At 51.4% G+C, this 16,030-nt stretch carries 18 protein-coding genes; 17 read left to right on the top strand and 1 reads right to left on the bottom strand.

Features of this window, described 5'->3' with window-relative positions; all coding sequences use genetic code 11:
* Positions 1–4: 4 nt before the first annotated feature.
* The 5 genes from NP589_RS10130 (at position 5) to NP589_RS10110 (ending at position 3,270) form a co-directional block, all read left to right on the top strand.
* Positions 5–277 carry an RnfH family protein gene (locus tag NP589_RS10130; protein WP_256606896.1) on the top strand — a complete coding sequence of 91 codons (273 nt, stop codon included), beginning with the start codon at positions 5–7 and terminating at the stop codon, positions 275–277.
* A gap of 23 nt (positions 278–300) precedes the next feature.
* Positions 301–747 carry a hypothetical protein gene (locus tag NP589_RS10125; protein ID WP_256606873.1) on the top strand — a complete coding sequence of 149 codons (447 nt, stop codon included), beginning with the start codon at positions 301–303 and terminating at the stop codon, positions 745–747.
* A 187-nt stretch (positions 748–934) separates the two neighbouring features.
* Complete coding sequence (locus tag NP589_RS10120; protein WP_256606872.1) at positions 935–1,537, top strand: GNAT family N-acetyltransferase; 603 nt, start codon at positions 935–937, stop codon at positions 1,535–1,537.
* Positions 1,530–2,390 (top strand): carbon-nitrogen hydrolase family protein, encoded by an 861-nt coding sequence (locus tag NP589_RS10115; RefSeq protein WP_256606871.1) that lies wholly within the window; start codon positions 1,530–1,532, stop codon positions 2,388–2,390. The genes NP589_RS10120 and NP589_RS10115 overlap by 8 nt, the downstream gene beginning before the upstream one ends.
* Positions 2,391–2,670: 280 nt before the next feature.
* Complete coding sequence (locus tag NP589_RS10110; protein ID WP_256606870.1) at positions 2,671–3,270, top strand: hypothetical protein; 600 nt, start codon at positions 2,671–2,673, stop codon at positions 3,268–3,270.
* Between the two features lie 65 nt (positions 3,271–3,335).
* On the opposite strand, the gene NP589_RS10105 is transcribed toward NP589_RS10110, so the two are convergent.
* Positions 3,336–3,698: a hypothetical protein gene (locus NP589_RS10105; protein ID WP_256606869.1), complete on the bottom strand. Its 363-nt coding sequence runs from the start codon at positions 3,696–3,698 to the stop codon at positions 3,336–3,338.
* Positions 3,699–4,154: 456 nt separating this feature from the next.
* Here NP589_RS10105 and NP589_RS10100 point away from each other — a divergent pair, with 456 nt between their 5' ends.
* The 12 genes from NP589_RS10100 (at position 4,155) to NP589_RS10045 (ending at position 16,029) form a co-directional block, all read left to right on the top strand.
* Positions 4,155–5,102 carry a chromate resistance protein ChrB domain-containing protein gene (locus tag NP589_RS10100; protein ID WP_256606868.1) on the top strand — a complete coding sequence of 316 codons (948 nt, stop codon included), beginning with the start codon at positions 4,155–4,157 and terminating at the stop codon, positions 5,100–5,102.
* Positions 5,099–6,475, top strand: a complete 1,377-nt coding sequence (gene chrA / locus NP589_RS10095; protein ID WP_256606867.1) for a chromate efflux transporter — start codon at positions 5,099–5,101, stop codon at positions 6,473–6,475. Before NP589_RS10100 ends, chrA begins: the two co-directional genes overlap by 4 nt.
* Complete coding sequence (locus tag NP589_RS10090; protein ID WP_256606866.1) at positions 6,472–7,218, top strand: superoxide dismutase; 747 nt, start codon at positions 6,472–6,474, stop codon at positions 7,216–7,218. The genes chrA and NP589_RS10090 overlap by 4 nt, the downstream gene beginning before the upstream one ends.
* Before the next feature lie 346 nt (positions 7,219–7,564).
* Positions 7,565–8,530 carry a pilus assembly protein PilM gene (gene pilM / locus NP589_RS10085; protein WP_256606865.1) on the top strand — a complete coding sequence of 322 codons (966 nt, stop codon included), beginning with the start codon at positions 7,565–7,567 and terminating at the stop codon, positions 8,528–8,530.
* Entirely contained in the window at positions 8,527–9,153 is a 627-nt protein-coding gene (locus NP589_RS10080; protein ID WP_256606864.1) for a PilN domain-containing protein, read from the top strand. Before pilM ends, NP589_RS10080 begins: the two co-directional genes overlap by 4 nt.
* A complete protein-coding gene (locus NP589_RS10075; protein ID WP_256606863.1) occupies positions 9,137–9,781 on the top strand; it encodes a type II secretion system protein M in 645 nt (214 codons plus the stop codon). Before NP589_RS10080 ends, NP589_RS10075 begins: the two co-directional genes overlap by 17 nt.
* A gap of 31 nt (positions 9,782–9,812) precedes the next feature.
* Positions 9,813–10,103 (top strand): general secretion pathway protein GspB, encoded by a 291-nt coding sequence (locus tag NP589_RS10070; protein WP_256606862.1) that lies wholly within the window; start codon positions 9,813–9,815, stop codon positions 10,101–10,103.
* Positions 10,100–11,788 (top strand): pilus (MSHA type) biogenesis protein MshL, encoded by a 1,689-nt coding sequence (gene mshL / locus NP589_RS10065; protein WP_256606861.1) that lies wholly within the window; start codon positions 10,100–10,102, stop codon positions 11,786–11,788. Before NP589_RS10070 ends, mshL begins: the two co-directional genes overlap by 4 nt.
* Positions 11,789–11,834: 46 nt before the next feature.
* Complete coding sequence (locus NP589_RS10060; RefSeq protein ID WP_256606860.1) at positions 11,835–12,284, top strand: REP-associated tyrosine transposase; 450 nt, start codon at positions 11,835–11,837, stop codon at positions 12,282–12,284.
* Between the two features lie 112 nt (positions 12,285–12,396).
* Entirely contained in the window at positions 12,397–13,305 is a 909-nt protein-coding gene (locus tag NP589_RS10055) for an ExeA family protein (RefSeq protein WP_256606859.1), read from the top strand.
* Positions 13,302–14,321 carry a tetratricopeptide repeat protein gene (locus tag NP589_RS10050; protein WP_256606858.1) on the top strand — a complete coding sequence of 340 codons (1,020 nt, stop codon included), beginning with the start codon at positions 13,302–13,304 and terminating at the stop codon, positions 14,319–14,321. The genes NP589_RS10055 and NP589_RS10050 overlap by 4 nt, the downstream gene beginning before the upstream one ends.
* A 10-nt stretch (positions 14,322–14,331) precedes the next feature.
* Positions 14,332–16,029 (top strand): GspE/PulE family protein, encoded by a 1,698-nt coding sequence (locus NP589_RS10045; RefSeq protein ID WP_256606857.1) that lies wholly within the window; start codon positions 14,332–14,334, stop codon positions 16,027–16,029.
* Position 16,030 lies beyond the last annotated feature (1 nt).

The following is a 16,030-nucleotide window of genomic DNA, read 5'->3' as shown; positions in this document are numbered from 1 at the left end:
GTTGATCGCGGTGGAAGTGGCTTACGCCACGCCGGAGCGGCAACTGTATATTCCTGTTAGCTTAATGGCGAATTCCACCGTCGAGCAGGCGATAGCTGCTTCCGGTATTTTGCGGGAGTTTCCAGAAATAGATTTGAGTCAGCAGAAGGTCGGGATTTTTGGGGTGGTTTGCGGTTTGGATAAGATCCTTAGTGCTGATGATCGTGTCGAGATTTACCGGCCTTTAAGCCAGAATCCGATGGATGCGCGACGGGAACGAATAAAAATGATTTCGTAAATATTGTTGTCTACATCGGCCCAATGATCGAACAGCGAATAACTAAGTTTGAAATTGCAGAGCGTCAACTTCTCGTTGCTATAGAAATGTTCATTGCCCGTAATCCAATTCCCGCACTCACCCTTGCTGGGGCTGCTGAGGAAATATTAGGCAAGTTGGTCAAAAAATTGGGAGGAACCAACGCGCTTGAAGAAGATATAAACGATAGTTGCGAGCTATCTGAGACAGTCTTTGGTGATCGTGGGAATTCCAAAGAATTCGCAGATTTAATGAATGCACCACGGAATGAATTGAAACACCTGATGTCCGGAGAAGCGATAGAGTTCGATTTGGAAGAGGCTGCTATCAATTTGATCAGCAGAGCAATTATAAACTTTGAGAAATTGCGACCAGGACCAAATGTTGCCTTCCAAAATTTCGAAACTCAAGCGTCTGCTTGGTATCGCCTAAAACAAGTAAGAAATAGTTAGTGCTCCATTGGAGAGAAGCCAAATTCACGCTGGGTTTCGCTTCACTCTACCCAGCCTACGATTGAAACTCGCGAACAGATTCGTAAACCTTTGCCATAGGCAATCCGCCACCGCGTGCAATACAATATGCCGCTATCGCCTTGACGTTGGCGACTGACAATTTGTTTTAATTCAACCGCAAACCAGCATGAGCAAAGACATCCGCATCCAGCGCCTCAGCGGCGAAGCCTTGATTCAATACATTCCGGAACTGGCGCGCCTGCGCATCGAAGTGTTCCGTGATTTTCCGTACTTGTACGACGGCGATTACGAGTACGAGAAAAAATACCTGCAAACCTATATCAACTGTCCGGAAAGCGTCATCGTGTTGGCTTTCGACGGCGATGCGATTATCGGCGCATCTACCGCGATTCCGTTGAAATACGAAACCGACGAAGTTAAAAAACCGTTTGTCGAAAACGGCTACAACCCGGATGAGGTGTTTTATTGCGGCGAATCGGTGTTGAACAAGGCTTATCGCGGCCTGGGCATTGGCGTGCGTTTTTTCGAACAACGCGAAGCCCATGCCGACGACTTAGGCGGTTTCAAACACATTACTTTCTGCTGTGTCGAGCGCCCAGTCGATCATCCGCGCCGCCCGGCCGATTACGTGCCGCTGGATGCGTTTTGGAACAAGCGGGGCTACTTCAAACATCCCGAGCTGAAAACCACTTACACCTGGAAGGATCTCGACGACGTCGAAGAAACCGCCAAACCCATGACTTTTTGGTTGAGAGAAGACCGTGCCTAAAATCGCCAGCGCCCAATACGACATCAGCTTCCTGGAAACCTGGGAAAACTTTGCAGCCAAGGCCCGCCGCTGGGTGAAAGAAGCTGCCGACAACAAAGCCGACATCCTGCTGTTCCCGGAATACGCCTGCATGGAGTTGGCGTCGTTGTTTCCGAAGGAAGTTTATTCATCGTTGAACGGCCAGTTGGATGCCTTGCAAACCTTGCTGCCTAGTTATTTGGGTCTATTCAAAACCCTGGCTGCGGAATACCGGGTTTACATCCAGGCCGGCACTTACCCTGTCAAACACGACAACGGCGAATTCCGAAATCATGCATATTTCTTTACGCCTCAAGGCGATATGGATTATCAGGAAAAACTGACCATGACTCGTTTCGAGAACGAGCAATGGCATATCTCGCGGGGCTTGGATATTAAGTTGTTCGACACGGTATTCGGTAAAGTGGCGATCAACATATGTTACGACAGCGAGTTTCCGCATTACGCCCGCCAACAAACCGAACGCGGCGCGACCTTGATTTTAGTGCCGAGTTGCACCGATACCGAAGCCGGTTATTACCGGGTGCGTATCGGTTGCCAAGCCCGTGCTTTGGAAAATCAATGCTATGTCGTACAAGCATCGTTAGTTGGCAACGCCGATTGGTCGGAAGCGGTGGACGTCAATTGCGGAGCCGCGGCGATTTACACGCCGGTGGACAGGGGCTTTCCGAACAACGGTATTCTGGCGATAGGTGAGTATAACCAAGCGCAATGGGTTTACGCCGACCTGGATTTGGCGGCCGTGGCTACCGTCCGTCAGGAAGGTCAGGTGTTTAATTACCGGGATTGGCCCAAGCAATTCGATTGCCGCTAGGCACACAAAAGCCTTTTCAAACCAACACGCCAGGCAGCACAATGCCTGGCGTAGCCGGAGTGATCTCGTTTTCGATCCAACGAAACGCCGATCAATTAAGACATTTCATCGCTCTAAATTCACCCAACATCAAGGTCACTTGCTTTAACAAAGCTTATCTCCTTGGTTTTTGCGCCAATTCTCCTAAACTTGCGGAATGCCGAAAAAACAGTGCCCGCAATAGCCAAGCCCGGTTATTATTGAGCCCATTGTCCATTTACACGCCCCGGCGGAGATATGCATGCTTGACTCAATCGCTCTTGATATCCAGGCTCTGGTCAATCTGCTGAGCAGGTTAAGACCGGAACTGCTGGATCAAATTTGCGCGAAACATCCCGGTTACACCGAAACCCTCAAGCCCGGAAAATTATTGGGGCAAGACAGCGCGTCGCAATCGCAGTTGCTGGTCGATTTAGCCATGAGCACCAAGGGTCTGGTCAAGCAGGAGTGTTTGAGTATTTATAATTTGCTGAGCGCGCGTTTGCGAGGTTCGGTGCGCTTGCGTCTGATCGGCAGCACCATCGCCACCTTGTCGGCCGGAGCATTGATAGCGGCCTTGACCCAGGGCATCCCAAAGTTGGTACTGGCGTTTGCAGTATTGACGGTGTTTGCGGCGGCATTCATGCTGGTGGGCGAATGCCTGGAAGGTTATTTCGGCCGGCAGCGCGGCTTGCGAGAAATGCAGGATAAGCTGCTGAAAAACCTATTGGAAGTAGCCGATGTTGAAGCCGAGCTGCGCCTGATGGAGTTTCGCGGCAATTTCGACGGCATCGAACCGCAAATCCGCAAGTTAAATACCGTCGCGATAACCAGTCAGCAAATCCAACATTTGGTCGGCTAAGCGCATCTCCAGGCGTAAAAATTAAACTACAGACCTGGCCTCGCCCGACCGACAAATACACAATTTCAGTAGCGCAGCTTCAAATCACACGCCCCGACAAATCGACTAGACAGCGAGTTGTCTTCACTGGCGAATTGATTCACATCGACACCGCAACCCAAGTTCACCGGCCGGCTTTTGCGTTTTTCAGTCGGTTTAAGGTTTGCCGTGCCGCGCCCGGTATTACTTAACAAAAGGTTCGAGCTATCAGTGGCATCGGCTGTCAGCGCTTGATCCGAAGGGGTCAGAATCAACGTGGAAGGCGCATCTAAGCTTTCCGGTGGCGGTGGGTCCGCAAGCACATTTAGCGTACAAATAGCTAGCAAGCCGCCGATAAAGGCGGAGATTGGTTTGAACTGCTTTAGAAACGAAAAATCATGGGCTTTCATGATTTCCTCCTGTTCCAAAGTTGGCAATATGAGCTCGGCGAACAAAGCCTTAGAAGCTTGTCCAACCCGCTCGGTCTAAGCTATCTGCCGGCAGCGGCCAAAATTACCGTCAAGATTTACAATCGGCTATAGCAAATCGGTTTTCTATTCAAGCATTCATCGCTTAACAGATTTTTAATTCCTTACTGCGAACCAGGCCGCAAATGCAATCCCGGAAACGTCCTTAATAATAGTCCGATACCTGTTTCGTGGCGAGTTTTAAAACGCTTAGTTGCAAAATTTTTCTTATTAATGTCAATTAGTTGACTAATAAACCTCACTGGATTTCTAGCATAAAAAGCGCCAACTTGCGCAAGTTGGCGTCAAGCAAAAAAATTTCTTTGAAAAATGGATTTAATTTGACTTCAAAATGACAATTTATGTAGAGTATTCTACATATTTACAATATACGAACATATGAATTCAAAGCCCTGGGTAATCTTGATTGCCAGCCTCCCCACCCAAAACGCCAGCGGCAGGATGCGTATCTGGCGCGGATTAAAGGCCTTGGGTTGCGCGGTCTTGCGCGACGGGGTGTATTTGTTACCGAATCGACCGGACTTTCTTCTGTCATTGCGGTATTACAGCGACGAGGTTGCGGCTGGGGGCGGTACTGCGCATATATTGCAGATTGATGGCACGGATGAAATACAACAAAAGACCTTCGAATCCCTGTTCGACCGGTCAGCCGACTACGCAAACCTGTTATCGAACATAGAGCAATTCGACCACGACCACCAAGATATCGGCAAACTACAAAAGCAATTAAACCGATTACGCAAGGATTTCGAAGCGTTGGTAAGTTTGGATTTTTTTCCGGGTGCGGCACGTGACCAGGCCGCATCAGCATTAGAGCAGTTGGAATACATACTGCACGATACGCTTTGTCCCGATGAACCGCGCGCCGCAAAACGGTCTATCAAATTGCTGAATCGTGACGACTACCAAGGCCGGACCTGGGCCAGCCGGCATCGACCTAAAATAGACCGCTTGGCTAGTGCCTGGTTGATCCGCCGCTTTATCGACAACGAGGCACGTTTTATATGGCTAGCCAACATCGCCGATTGCCCAGCCAATACACTGGGTTTTGATTTCGACGGAGCCGCATTTACCCATATCGACGCCAAAGTCACCTACGAAGTATTGCAAGCCAGTTTCGGCCTGGCCCAAAACGCTGGATTGAATAGAATCGGCGCCATCGTCCACTATCTGGATGTTGGCGGCATCGCCGTTCCGGAAGCAGCCGGGCTGGAGGCTTTAATCGCCGGCATGAGGCAAACCTGGAGCGACGACGATGATTTGCTGTCCGAAGCCGAAAAGATTTTCGACGCTTTTTACCAAGCTTTTTCAGGAACAGACTTATGAACGACAATCAAGCCCTCAGCACCCCACCGCCGTCCGTGAGTTTGAAACAGGCTTTTTGGTATTGGCTGAAATTGGGTTTCATCAGCTTCGGCGGTCCCGCCGGGCAGATTGCCATCATGCATCAGGACCTGGTGGAAAATAAACGCTGGATCTCCGAACGCCGTTACCTGCATGCCTTAAATTACTGCATGCTGCTGCCCGGCCCGGAAGCGCAACAACTGGCCACCTACATCGGTTGGCTGATGCATCGCAGTTGGGGCGGTATCATGGCCGGAGGTTTGTTTGTATTGCCCTCCTTGTTGATTTTGATCGGCTTAAGCTGGATTTATATGGCTTACGGGCATTTACCAGCGGTGGCCGGCGTACTATATGGCATCAAACCCGCCGTGACCGCGATTGTGCTGTTTGCCGCTTATCGGATCGGCTCGAGGGCTTTGAAGAATGCTTGGCTATGGGCGATGGCAGCGCTAGCATTTCTGGCTATTTTTGTATTACATGCCCCATTTCCGCTCATCGTGCTGGTGGCGGGCGTGCTCGGCGCCATTGGCGGCAAACTGGCACCCAAATACTTCAATTTGGGCGGCGGTCACGGTAAATCCAACCAGCATTTCGGCCCGGCGTTGATAGACGACAATACCCCGACACCGGAGCACGCCCGCTTCAATGCCAAAAAACTGGTGAATCTGGCACTAATTGGCCTAGGCTTATGGGGTGGCGTTATCGGCTGGCTTTGCGCCAAATACGGCTGGGACGGCGCACTGACACAGATGAGCTGGTTCTTCACCAAAGCCGCCCTACTCACGTTCGGCGGCGCCTATGCGGTATTGCCTTATGTGTATCAAGGTGCGGTCGAACATTACCATTGGTTGACTCCGACGCAAATGATCGACGGCTTGGCCTTAGGCGAAACCACACCCGGTCCGCTGATCATGGTTGTCACTTTCGTCGGCTTCGTCGCCGGCTGGAGCCAGGCACTGTTCGGTAGCGAGCATCTGTTTCTGGCGGGTGCGGTAGCGGCAACTGTGGTGACTTATTTCACCTTCCTGCCCAGTTTTCTGTTCATCTTGGCCGGTGGACCGCTGGTGGAATCGACTCACAACAATTTGAAATTCACCGCGCCGCTGACCGGCATCACCGCCGCCGTGGTGGGCGTGATTCTGAATCTGGCCGCATTTTTTGCCTATCACGTGTTCTGGCCCAGAGGGTTTAGCGACGAGTTGGACAGCTTCGCGCTACTAATCGGCCTGGCTGCCATTCTGGCTTTGTTTCGCTACAAAGCCGGCGTTATACCGGTTATCGCCTGCAGCGGTGCAGCCGGGCTGTTATTAACCTTTCTGAAACCCTGGCTAAGCCAACATGGAGTGAACTTATGACGAACGACTATACCCGGAGAGATTTCTTAGCCACCGCCACGGCCGGTGCCGCCTTGGCTTCCCTGAGCAATAACAGTCTTGCCGAAACCGAATCGGACCTCAATACCGTTTTGTCGTCGGCATTTAATACGGTTCAGGAGATAAAACCGCTGCCTTTCGATCCCGCGAAGTTGGACGGTATATCCGAGAAACTGATTCGCTCGCACTGGGAAAACAATTATGCCGGCTCGGTCAAAGCGCTGAATGCGGTCAAACTAAAATTGGCCGGTTTCCTGGAAGATTCCACGCTACCGCCTTATATCTATAACGATCTAAAGCGCGAACATTTAATACGTACCGGCTCTGTGGTACTACACGAACTGTATTTTGCCAATCTGGGTGGCAGCACTAAGCCGGATGCAACGGTTGGTAAGGCTTTGAGCGAATCTTTCGGTTCCGTGGAAACTTGGGAAAAGGAATTTAAGCGCATCGGCGCCGGTCTGGGCGGCGGTTCCGGCTGGGTGGTTTTGGGTTTAAACCTGCATACCGGCCTGCTGGAAAATTATTGGCAGTGGGATCATGCCAATGCGCCCAGTGCGACTCTGCCTATCCTGGTGCTGGATATGTACGAACACTCTTATCAAATGGATTACGGCGCGGCGGCCGGTAATTATGTCGATGCGTTCTTTCGTAATATTCAATGGCAGGTAGTTGCCAGCCGATTACAAAAAGCATTTAAAGCCCGTTCTGTTTGGATCAGCTGATTTACAGCTTATCACCGCCAACTAAGCTCAAAAATATGCGTTCGCCAAAAACAATTTGGCGAACGCTTGCTGGTACAAGGCCCTACTCTGGGCTCCCGCTTTCGCGGGAGTGACGATATTAAGTGCCGGGTTAATAAGGTCCCGCCTCAGTCTTTTCGTAGTAATTTAATTCACGAACTTAGAATTCGCGCAAATTTCTATAAATCCGGTCTTTTGGTATAGACTTCGCGTACTAGTTGCAAGTTAGGCTGTAAGCCTTTCAAAAAAAACGTAAACAGCGAATCGATACGTCCTCGCTTTTTTAATTGCAATTCCAAATAGCCTTTTCTACCGGAAACCGCTCACAGTGCGCTTACTGCAAAAATTACTGCGAAAACCCAGCATCTCGCCCGGCATCGTAGCTGTCAACTTCGTGGCAAACGGTTTTACCATAGCCATCACCCGTTATGCGGAACATGAACGACCACGCTTATTGCATGCCGAATTCGTGCCAAGCAGCGAACTGCAGTTAGTGCCGCAATTGGAAGCGCTGGTTAAAAACCACCATCTGGAAGAATACGACTGCCATATCCTGCTGGCGCCGGAACACTATCGCTCAATCAGCATTGAAGCGCCGGCGGTTAACTCAGAAGAAATTAAACAAGCAGTCGGCTGGCGGATTGCCGACTTACTCGATTATCCGGTCGATCAAGCCACAATCGATTATTACTATTTACCGAAATCCAACCGGCCCAACACGCCGCAAATGCTGGAAGCAGTGGCGTGTACCAAAGACCTGGTATCGACGCTCAGCAAACATTGCCGACAAGCCGGTTTACATGTCAAAGTGATCGACATTCAGGAAACCGTTTTACGCAATCTGGCAACCTTATTGCCGGAAAACCAGCAAGGCATCGCCTTGTTACACTTGGAAAAAGACAATGGCCGCGTCATCATTCAAAAAAACGGTGCCCTGTACCTATCCCGTAAAATAGGCAGCGGCTATCAACAACTTGCCGACAGCAACATATATAGTGGCCTGGAGTCCCACTCAATCGAGCAGGACAGCCTGGCCCTGGAAATCCAGCGATCTTTCGATTATGTCGAAAATTTTTTCGATATTCCGCCCATCACCAGTCTGGCGGTGGTACTAACGCCGATTGATACGCAAAAAATCATCAATTTCCTGACCATGAGCCACGGGATTACGGCTCGGGCCATGGACTTATCGGCGATAGTCGATAGCGATATTTTGTTGAGCGACGCCACCCAAAACCTTTGCGCACCGGTGATAGGTGCCAGCCTACGCAGAGCGCTGGAACCCGGCCAATGATCCAGCAAATCAATCTGTACCAAAACGGCGGCAAACAGCACAACGCCATGCTTCGCAACCCTTACCTGCTGGCGGTAATCGGCGTGGGGGTTTATCTGCTGATCGTCGGCATCGTCGCCAATCGTAGCCTGCATGATAGACAAGCGGAACGGGAACAATTGCAATCCCAGCTGCAGCAAGCACAAACTCACTTACAAAGTTTGCAAAACCAATATCCCAACCAACAAGTCGATGCCTTGCTGAATCGGGAAATTCAGCAATCCCAAACTGCCTACCAAAGTTTATCGCACGTGTTAGAACTGTTGGCGGACGATAGCTCCGACCAAACCCAAGGATTTTCCGGGTATCTGGCGGCATTGGCGGCCCAAGCCGACAGCAACGCCTGGCTAACCGGCATCAACATCGAAAGCACCGGCGACAGTATTCGTCTGCAAGGCCGCGCCTATAAACCGGAACAGATTGCCTTGCTGTTACAACGCCTGCAAAACACCGCACCGTTCACCAGCCGGCGTTTTGCAAAGCTGATCATTCAGCAATCGGCCGACGCCGCCGAACTGAGCGACTTTAGCGTGAGTGCAAATTTTAAGGACGACAAGGAGGCCAAAAATGCCGGCAAACATTGAACAGTTTCAGCTGCGATTTGCCAGGCTTAGCCGCCGCGAAAAGTGGATGGTGGCGGGTACCCTTATCCTGTCCCTGTGGGGCGTTTGGGATACGCTGTTCTATCAGCCGCTTAACAAACAACAGCAGTTGGTTATGGCTGAAATCGGCGCTTTGCAAAAACAACTGGCAGCGCAACAGCAAATCGCCAAGCAACTTGAAGAAGCGGGCCGGCAAGATGTGAATAGCGATGCGCGCCAACAGCTGAAGCAACTTCAGCAAGCGGTGAACAGCCTAAAACAGCAACTCAGTGAAGGCGGCAAGAGATTCGTCCCGGCCCAATCCATGGCAACCGCTCTGCGCGATATGCTCAAACAACACGGCAACCTGAAACTGCTCAAACTGGAAACCCTGCCGGCCAGCGGTTTCGGCAATAATGAACAAGAACCGATTTGGGTGTATAGGCATACGATGGTGATTACCTTACAAGGCGATTACTTCAGCACCTTGAATTACTTGAAAGCCCTGGAAGCCCTGCCCTGGCGCATCCATTGGGACAGCATCGCCTATCAGGTAAAAGACTATCCGCTTGCCGAAACCCGGATTCAGGTATACACCTTGAGTTTTGAACAGGATTTACTCGGTGTTTAACTATTTTGCACTCGTCCTTTTGGCCCTAATCATGCCCAGCATCACGCAAGCGGAATTACACGACCCGACTTTGCCCGGCAATTTGCCAGCTGCGCAGGCAATGGACGCGCCCAACGCCGAAACGCTTCCCAGCCTGACCGCTATCTGGATTTCCGCCGCCCGCAGACGCGCGACGATCAATGGCGTGACTATCGGCAACGGCCAAACCTTGGCGGATGGCAGCCGATTGGTACAGATCAAGCCTGGCTATGTGTTGATAAGACAAAACGGCGTCAACAAAAAACTTTATTTGGTCCCCTCCGTTAAAAAACCGGTGAAATGAACCCAATGCTCAATACTTTTGTAATTGTTACTGCCAGCCTGACTTTATTGCTCTCGGCCTGTAGCGAAACCGCCGCGGTCAAGACTGCCAACGTGGACAAAACCTTTCCAGCCGCCATTGCCCCCAGCAATACGCCCTCACCTACCCCGCCCACGGCGGTGACGGACGCATTGATTCCCGATTTTAATCAAACCCTGCTCGGCGATCCTCTGGCCAGCCGACCGGCGACCTTTAACGTGTCGGTGCACGAGGTCGACGCTCGGGAGTTTTTCATGAGCCTGGTGGTGGATAGCCAGGAAAACATGGTGGTACACCCGGATGTCAGCGGACGCATTTCCTTGGAATTGAAAAACGTCAGCATTGCCCAGGTACTTAGCGCGGTGCAAAAGGTCTACGGTTACGACTACAGCAAAACCGACATCGGCTACATCATCTATCCGGCTACTTTACAAACCAAGATATTCAAAATCGACCGCATCGATTTACTGCGCGAAGGCAGTTCCAATACCCGCGTCTCGTCCGGCCAAATTAATAATAATTCCAGACGCAATAATACTTACAACCAAAATAACGACAATAACAGCCCCGGCAATAATCCCAACGGCAACAGTAACTCCACTTCAGGCAGTTGGATCACCACCTCGTCAAAAACCGACTTTTGGGAAGAGCTGCAATTGTCGCTTTCAGCAATAGTGGACATCGACGCAGCGAGCAACGGCAATGCCGAGAGCAATGAGCTGAGCAACCCGAAAACGGGCTCCAAGGTGGTGATCAACAAGCAGACCGGCATCGTGGTGGTACGCGCCAATCCCACGCAAATGCGCGAGGTGGAAAAGCTGGTGGAGAGCACTCAAGGCCAGATAGCCCGGCAGGTGGTGATAGAAGCCAAAATTCTGGAAATCATCCTCGACGACAAACATCAGGATGGCGTGAACTGGGCCAATATTGTTCGGGAAGGCAGTAAAGCTTTTCTGACTGCCAGCAATCCGCTACCTTCGATAGTGGCCGGCACCACCGAAGTGTTTACCTTAGGTATACGCTCCGGTGATTTCTACGCCTTTATCGAACTGATGGAAGGCCAGGGTAAAACCAATATCCTGTCCAGCCCGCGCATCTCCACGCTGAATAATCAAAAAGCCGTGATCAAGGTCGGCGAGGACGAATACTTCATTACCGACATAGCCTCGAACAACAGCCTGTCGGCCGCCACCAATACCGTTACGCAAGACATTACCTGGACACCGTTTTTTTCCGGGATTGCGCTGGATGTAACGCCGCAGATCAGCGATAGCAATAACATCACCCTGCATATTCACCCTTCGATTACCCGCGTCAGACAGGACGACAAAAAGTTTTCCATTAACGGCGACGACAACAGCTTACCCATGGCCAGAAATACCGTGCGGGAATCGGACAGCATCGTCCATGCCGAAAACGGCCAAATCATCGTGATCGGCGGTTTGATGCAGGAAAACCGCGAGGAAAACAAGCAAGGGGTTTCGCTACTTTCGCGCATCCCTTATCTGGGCAATGCCTTCCGGGAAAACCAAGGCACTGGTCTAAAATCGGAACTGGTGATCCTGTTAAAACCTACCATTATCGGCAACAGCCAGGACTGGAACGCACCGATAGAAGACAGCCGCGAACGTATGCAACAATTGGAACGCAAGCAATTGTGGAAATGAGCCCTTGTAGGATCGAATTCATTCGACCTATTTAAGACAAATACCTATGCCATACGATGACCTCCGCAAAGGCAGATTAAGTATTACAGGACAGGTTTATTTCATCACTACTGTTACAGATAATCGCCAAACTTTTTTCCATTGTTACCAAACCGCTCGTTTGGTTGTTCTAGAAATGCGCCGAGTCGAATCAGAAAACCGTTTAACGTCACTTGCCTGGGTGCTAATGCCCGACCATCTGCATTGGTTGTTTGTTTTGCAAGACAATATGCGGCTATCAGACACAATGAAGGCATTTAAAGCCCGGTCTGCGCTGGGAGTAAATCGATTTTTGAATAGATCCGGCGCGGTGTGGCAACGCGCGTATTACGATCATGCTTTACGCAAGGAAGAAGATATAAAGGGCATTGCGCGTTATATGATTGCTAATCCTTTGCGGGCTGGATTAGTAAAAAATATCGGGGACTATCCATTATGGGATGCCGCATGGCTATAGGAGTTTGGTCGCTAGCATTCAGTGCGAATGAATTCGCACCTACATGCCCCGATCTTTCAACGCAATCAATTTCGCCCGTTTGTAGGCTCGAATTCATTCGACCGTTCTAAACATGTACCTACAACATTTCGGCCTAAATCAGCTGCCCTTCAACCTGACGCCGGACACCGAGTTTTTCTGCGATTTGCCTACGCATCGCGAAGCCTTGAATGTGCTGATGATTGCCTTGCAAAGCGGCGAGGGTTTTATCAAGATCACCGGCCCGGTCGGTACCGGCAAGACCTTGCTGTGCCGGATGCTGCTGAACGAATTGCCGGCGCCGTTTATCACCGCCTATCTGCCCAATCCGCATTTATCCGCAGCCGGCTTGCATCTGGCGGTCGCGGAGGAATTGGGCATCCGCTATTCCAGCAATGCCTGGCAAAGCCGCACCTTGACGCAAATCAACGATTATCTGCTGATGGCCGCCAAGCTCGGCAATAAAGTGGTATTGATTATCGACGAAGCCCAGGCCATGCCTCTGGAAACCCTGGAAAGCTTGCGGCTGCTCACCAATCTGGAAACCGAGAAACAAAAACTGCTGCAAATCGTGTTGTTCGGCCAACCCGAGCTGGATGAGCTGCTGCTAAACAAATCGATCCGCCAGTTACGCCAGCGCATCAGCTTTAGCTATACCTTGCAGCCGCTGAATAAGCGGCAAATTCGCGAATATGTGTTGCATCGGCTAAGAATCGCCGGCAACACGCATACCGATTTGTTGGCACCGCTAAGCGTCCACGCGCTGCATTTTTATACGCAAGGCATTCCGCGCCTGATCAATATTCTGACGCATAAAGCCTTGTTGGCCGCATACGGTAAAGGCCAAAGCAAAATAGGCTGGCGACACTTGCAACTGGCTGCTCTGGATACCGACGACACCCGGGGTAGAACGCTGCCTTGGGGCTTTAGAAGCATTTTCCTGTGGCTGCTGCTACTTAGCTGTTCGCTGTTTGCTTATTTTTCGTCATACTTAAGCCTATGAGCCTGATCAATCAAATGTTGCGCGATTTGGAACAACGCAACACCCCAAATAAAACGCCTGCCCCAAAACTGGAACTGAGGCCTGCCCCACATACCCAGCATCAACGCCGTTGGTACTGGTTAATTGCATTCGCATTGACACTGCCCCTGCATTACGTGTGGCGGCAAACCCACTCGACCCAGACGGAACAGCCGGCGGTTGCCGCCCCCGCCATGGCACTACCGGCCGCACCCGTGCAAATATCTGCACCGACACCGACGGAACCGCCAAAAGTCGCACAACCTGAGACGCCATCAGCAAATGCCAGGGGCGCCCAACCGGCCGCAATCAAAACCGAACAAATCATCCAACCAAGCAAAGCAGTAGAGCCGGAAGTGCCGCCATCACCCGCCAACGCCGCACCGCTTCCGCCAACCATCTCGCCAGCAGTCAAGCCCGTTAAAACACAAACGCCCGCTGAACAGGCCGACGCCCTGTACCGGCGCGCCAAAGCCAGCCGCTCGCCATCGGCAATCCAGGCAGATTTGCTCAATGCCTTGCAGCTTAACCCCAGCCACTTGGGTGCACGCACCCTATTTCTGCAAATCCTATTAAAAGTGCCTGCCAACCCGGAAGAGATCGCTGATTTCGTGCAAGAAAGTCTGCAATTATTCCCGGACAACCTATTGTTCGTAAAAACCCAGGCACATTTATACGTTCAGCAAAAAAACTTTGTCGCGGCAATAAACACACTGGAACAGATCAACCCCGACTCGGTAGACGATACGAATTATCTGTCATTGCTGGCCGCCAGCTATCAACAACAGCAGCGCTTCCTGCCAGCAGAACATATTTACCAACGTCTGACTCAGCAACAGCCAGAGAAGGCCGAGCACTGGTTGGGTTTAGCAATTTGCCAGGACAAGTTAAACCAGACACAAGAGGCCGCGCAGGCTTACCAGCAAGCACTGGACAAAAACACCTTGAACGCAGACGTTGTGAACTATATTAAACAACGTCTCAGCGCCCTGAATTAATTCACCCGCCATGGAATATCCGCAAAAGAAAATCCGCATCGGCGACTTGTTGGTACAACACCGTATCATCAGTCACGAGCAATTGATGACCGCGTTGGCCGAACAAAAAAAAACCGGCCGCAAGCTGGGCCGCACCTTGGTCGATCTGAATTTTATTTCCGAAACCGATTTACTCAGTTTCCTGTCCCGGCAATTGCAAATACCCTTCCTGGATATTTCCCAATACAAGCGCAAACCGGAAATTTGCAAGGAACTGCCGGAGAATCTGGCCCGCCGCTTTCGGGTCATGCTTTTAGAGAGCAACGCTAATGACGTGTTGCTGGCCATGGCCGATCCGACCGATTTGATGGGGCTGGACGAACTGAGCCGGGTGCTGAAAAAGCGCATACGCCAGGCGGTGGTGCGCGAATCGGATTTGCTCACCGCCATCGACCAAGCCTACCGCCGCACCGAAGAAATCAGCAACTTGGCCGACCAGCTCAGCGACGAACTGGCGGAAAATCAATTCGACCTGAACGCCCTACTCTCCAGCAGCGAAGTCAGCGACGCGCCGGTGGTTAAATTGCTGCAATCGATTTTCGAAGACGCGGTGCAGACCAACGCCTCGGACATCCACATTGAACCGGACGAAAATGTGCTGCGCATCCGCCAACGGGTAGATGGTGTGTTGAACGAACAAGTATTGGACAATATCAACATCGCCCCGGCGCTGATGGTGCGTCTAAAGCTGATGTGCGGTTTGAATATTTCCGAAAAACGCTTGCCGCAAGACGGCCGTTTCAGTATTCGGGTCAAAAACAAGGCGCTGGACGTGCGGCTATCGACGCTGCCAATTCAAAGTGGTGAATCGGTGGTGATGCGGATTCTGGATCAATCCAAGGGTTTGCTGGATTTGGAGCTACTCGGCATGCCTGCGGAATTGTTGGGTCGCTTTAAAACCCATATCCGCAATCCGCATGGTTTGATCTTGGTCACGGGCCCCACCGGCAGCGGCAAGACCACCACGCTATACGCGGCGCTTTCGTCGGTTAACTATCCGCAGACCAAAATCATCACCGCCGAGGACCCCGTGGAATACAGCCTGCCCCGTATCAATCAGGCGCAAGTCAACGACAAGATCGGCCTGACCTTTGCCAGTGTGCTGCGCTCGGCGCTACGGCAGGATCCTGACGTAATTCTGGTGGGCGAAATTCGCGATAGGGAAACCGCCGAAATCGCGGTGCGCGCCTCGATCACCGGTCATTTGGTATTCTCAACATTGCATACCAACGGCGCGGTGGAAACTGCCACCCGGCTGTTGGATATGGGCATTGAAGGCTATATCCTTGCCAGCGCGCTGAAAGTTATCGTCGCCCAGCGTTTAGTCAGAAAAATTTGCGACCGTTGCGTGCAAACCGCCGAGATCAACGAAGGCCAAAGCATCTGGCTGGAAAAGTCCTTAAATATTCGGGCTGGCGACATTACGTTTAAAAAAGGCGCCGGCTGCCAATACTGCAATCACGTAGGCTATCGCGGCCGCATCGGCGTTTATGAACTGTTGGAGTTGAACCACGACACCCTGGACGCCTTGCGTCGCAACGATTCTGCCGGCTTTATCTCAGCCGCCCGCGCCACGCCGGGTTTTAAGCCGTTTACTGCACAAGCGTTGGAGCTGGTCAAGCAAGGCACTACAACCTTACACGAAATCATGCGCATCTCGGAAAGCTGAG

This window comes from Methylomonas rosea (genome assembly GCF_024505055.1).
In the GTDB taxonomy this organism is placed as follows: domain Bacteria; phylum Pseudomonadota; class Gammaproteobacteria; order Methylococcales; family Methylomonadaceae; genus Methylomonas; species Methylomonas rosea.
Note: the sequence above shows the minus strand (reverse complement) of the source record. Positions and strands in the feature narration are given on the sequence as shown.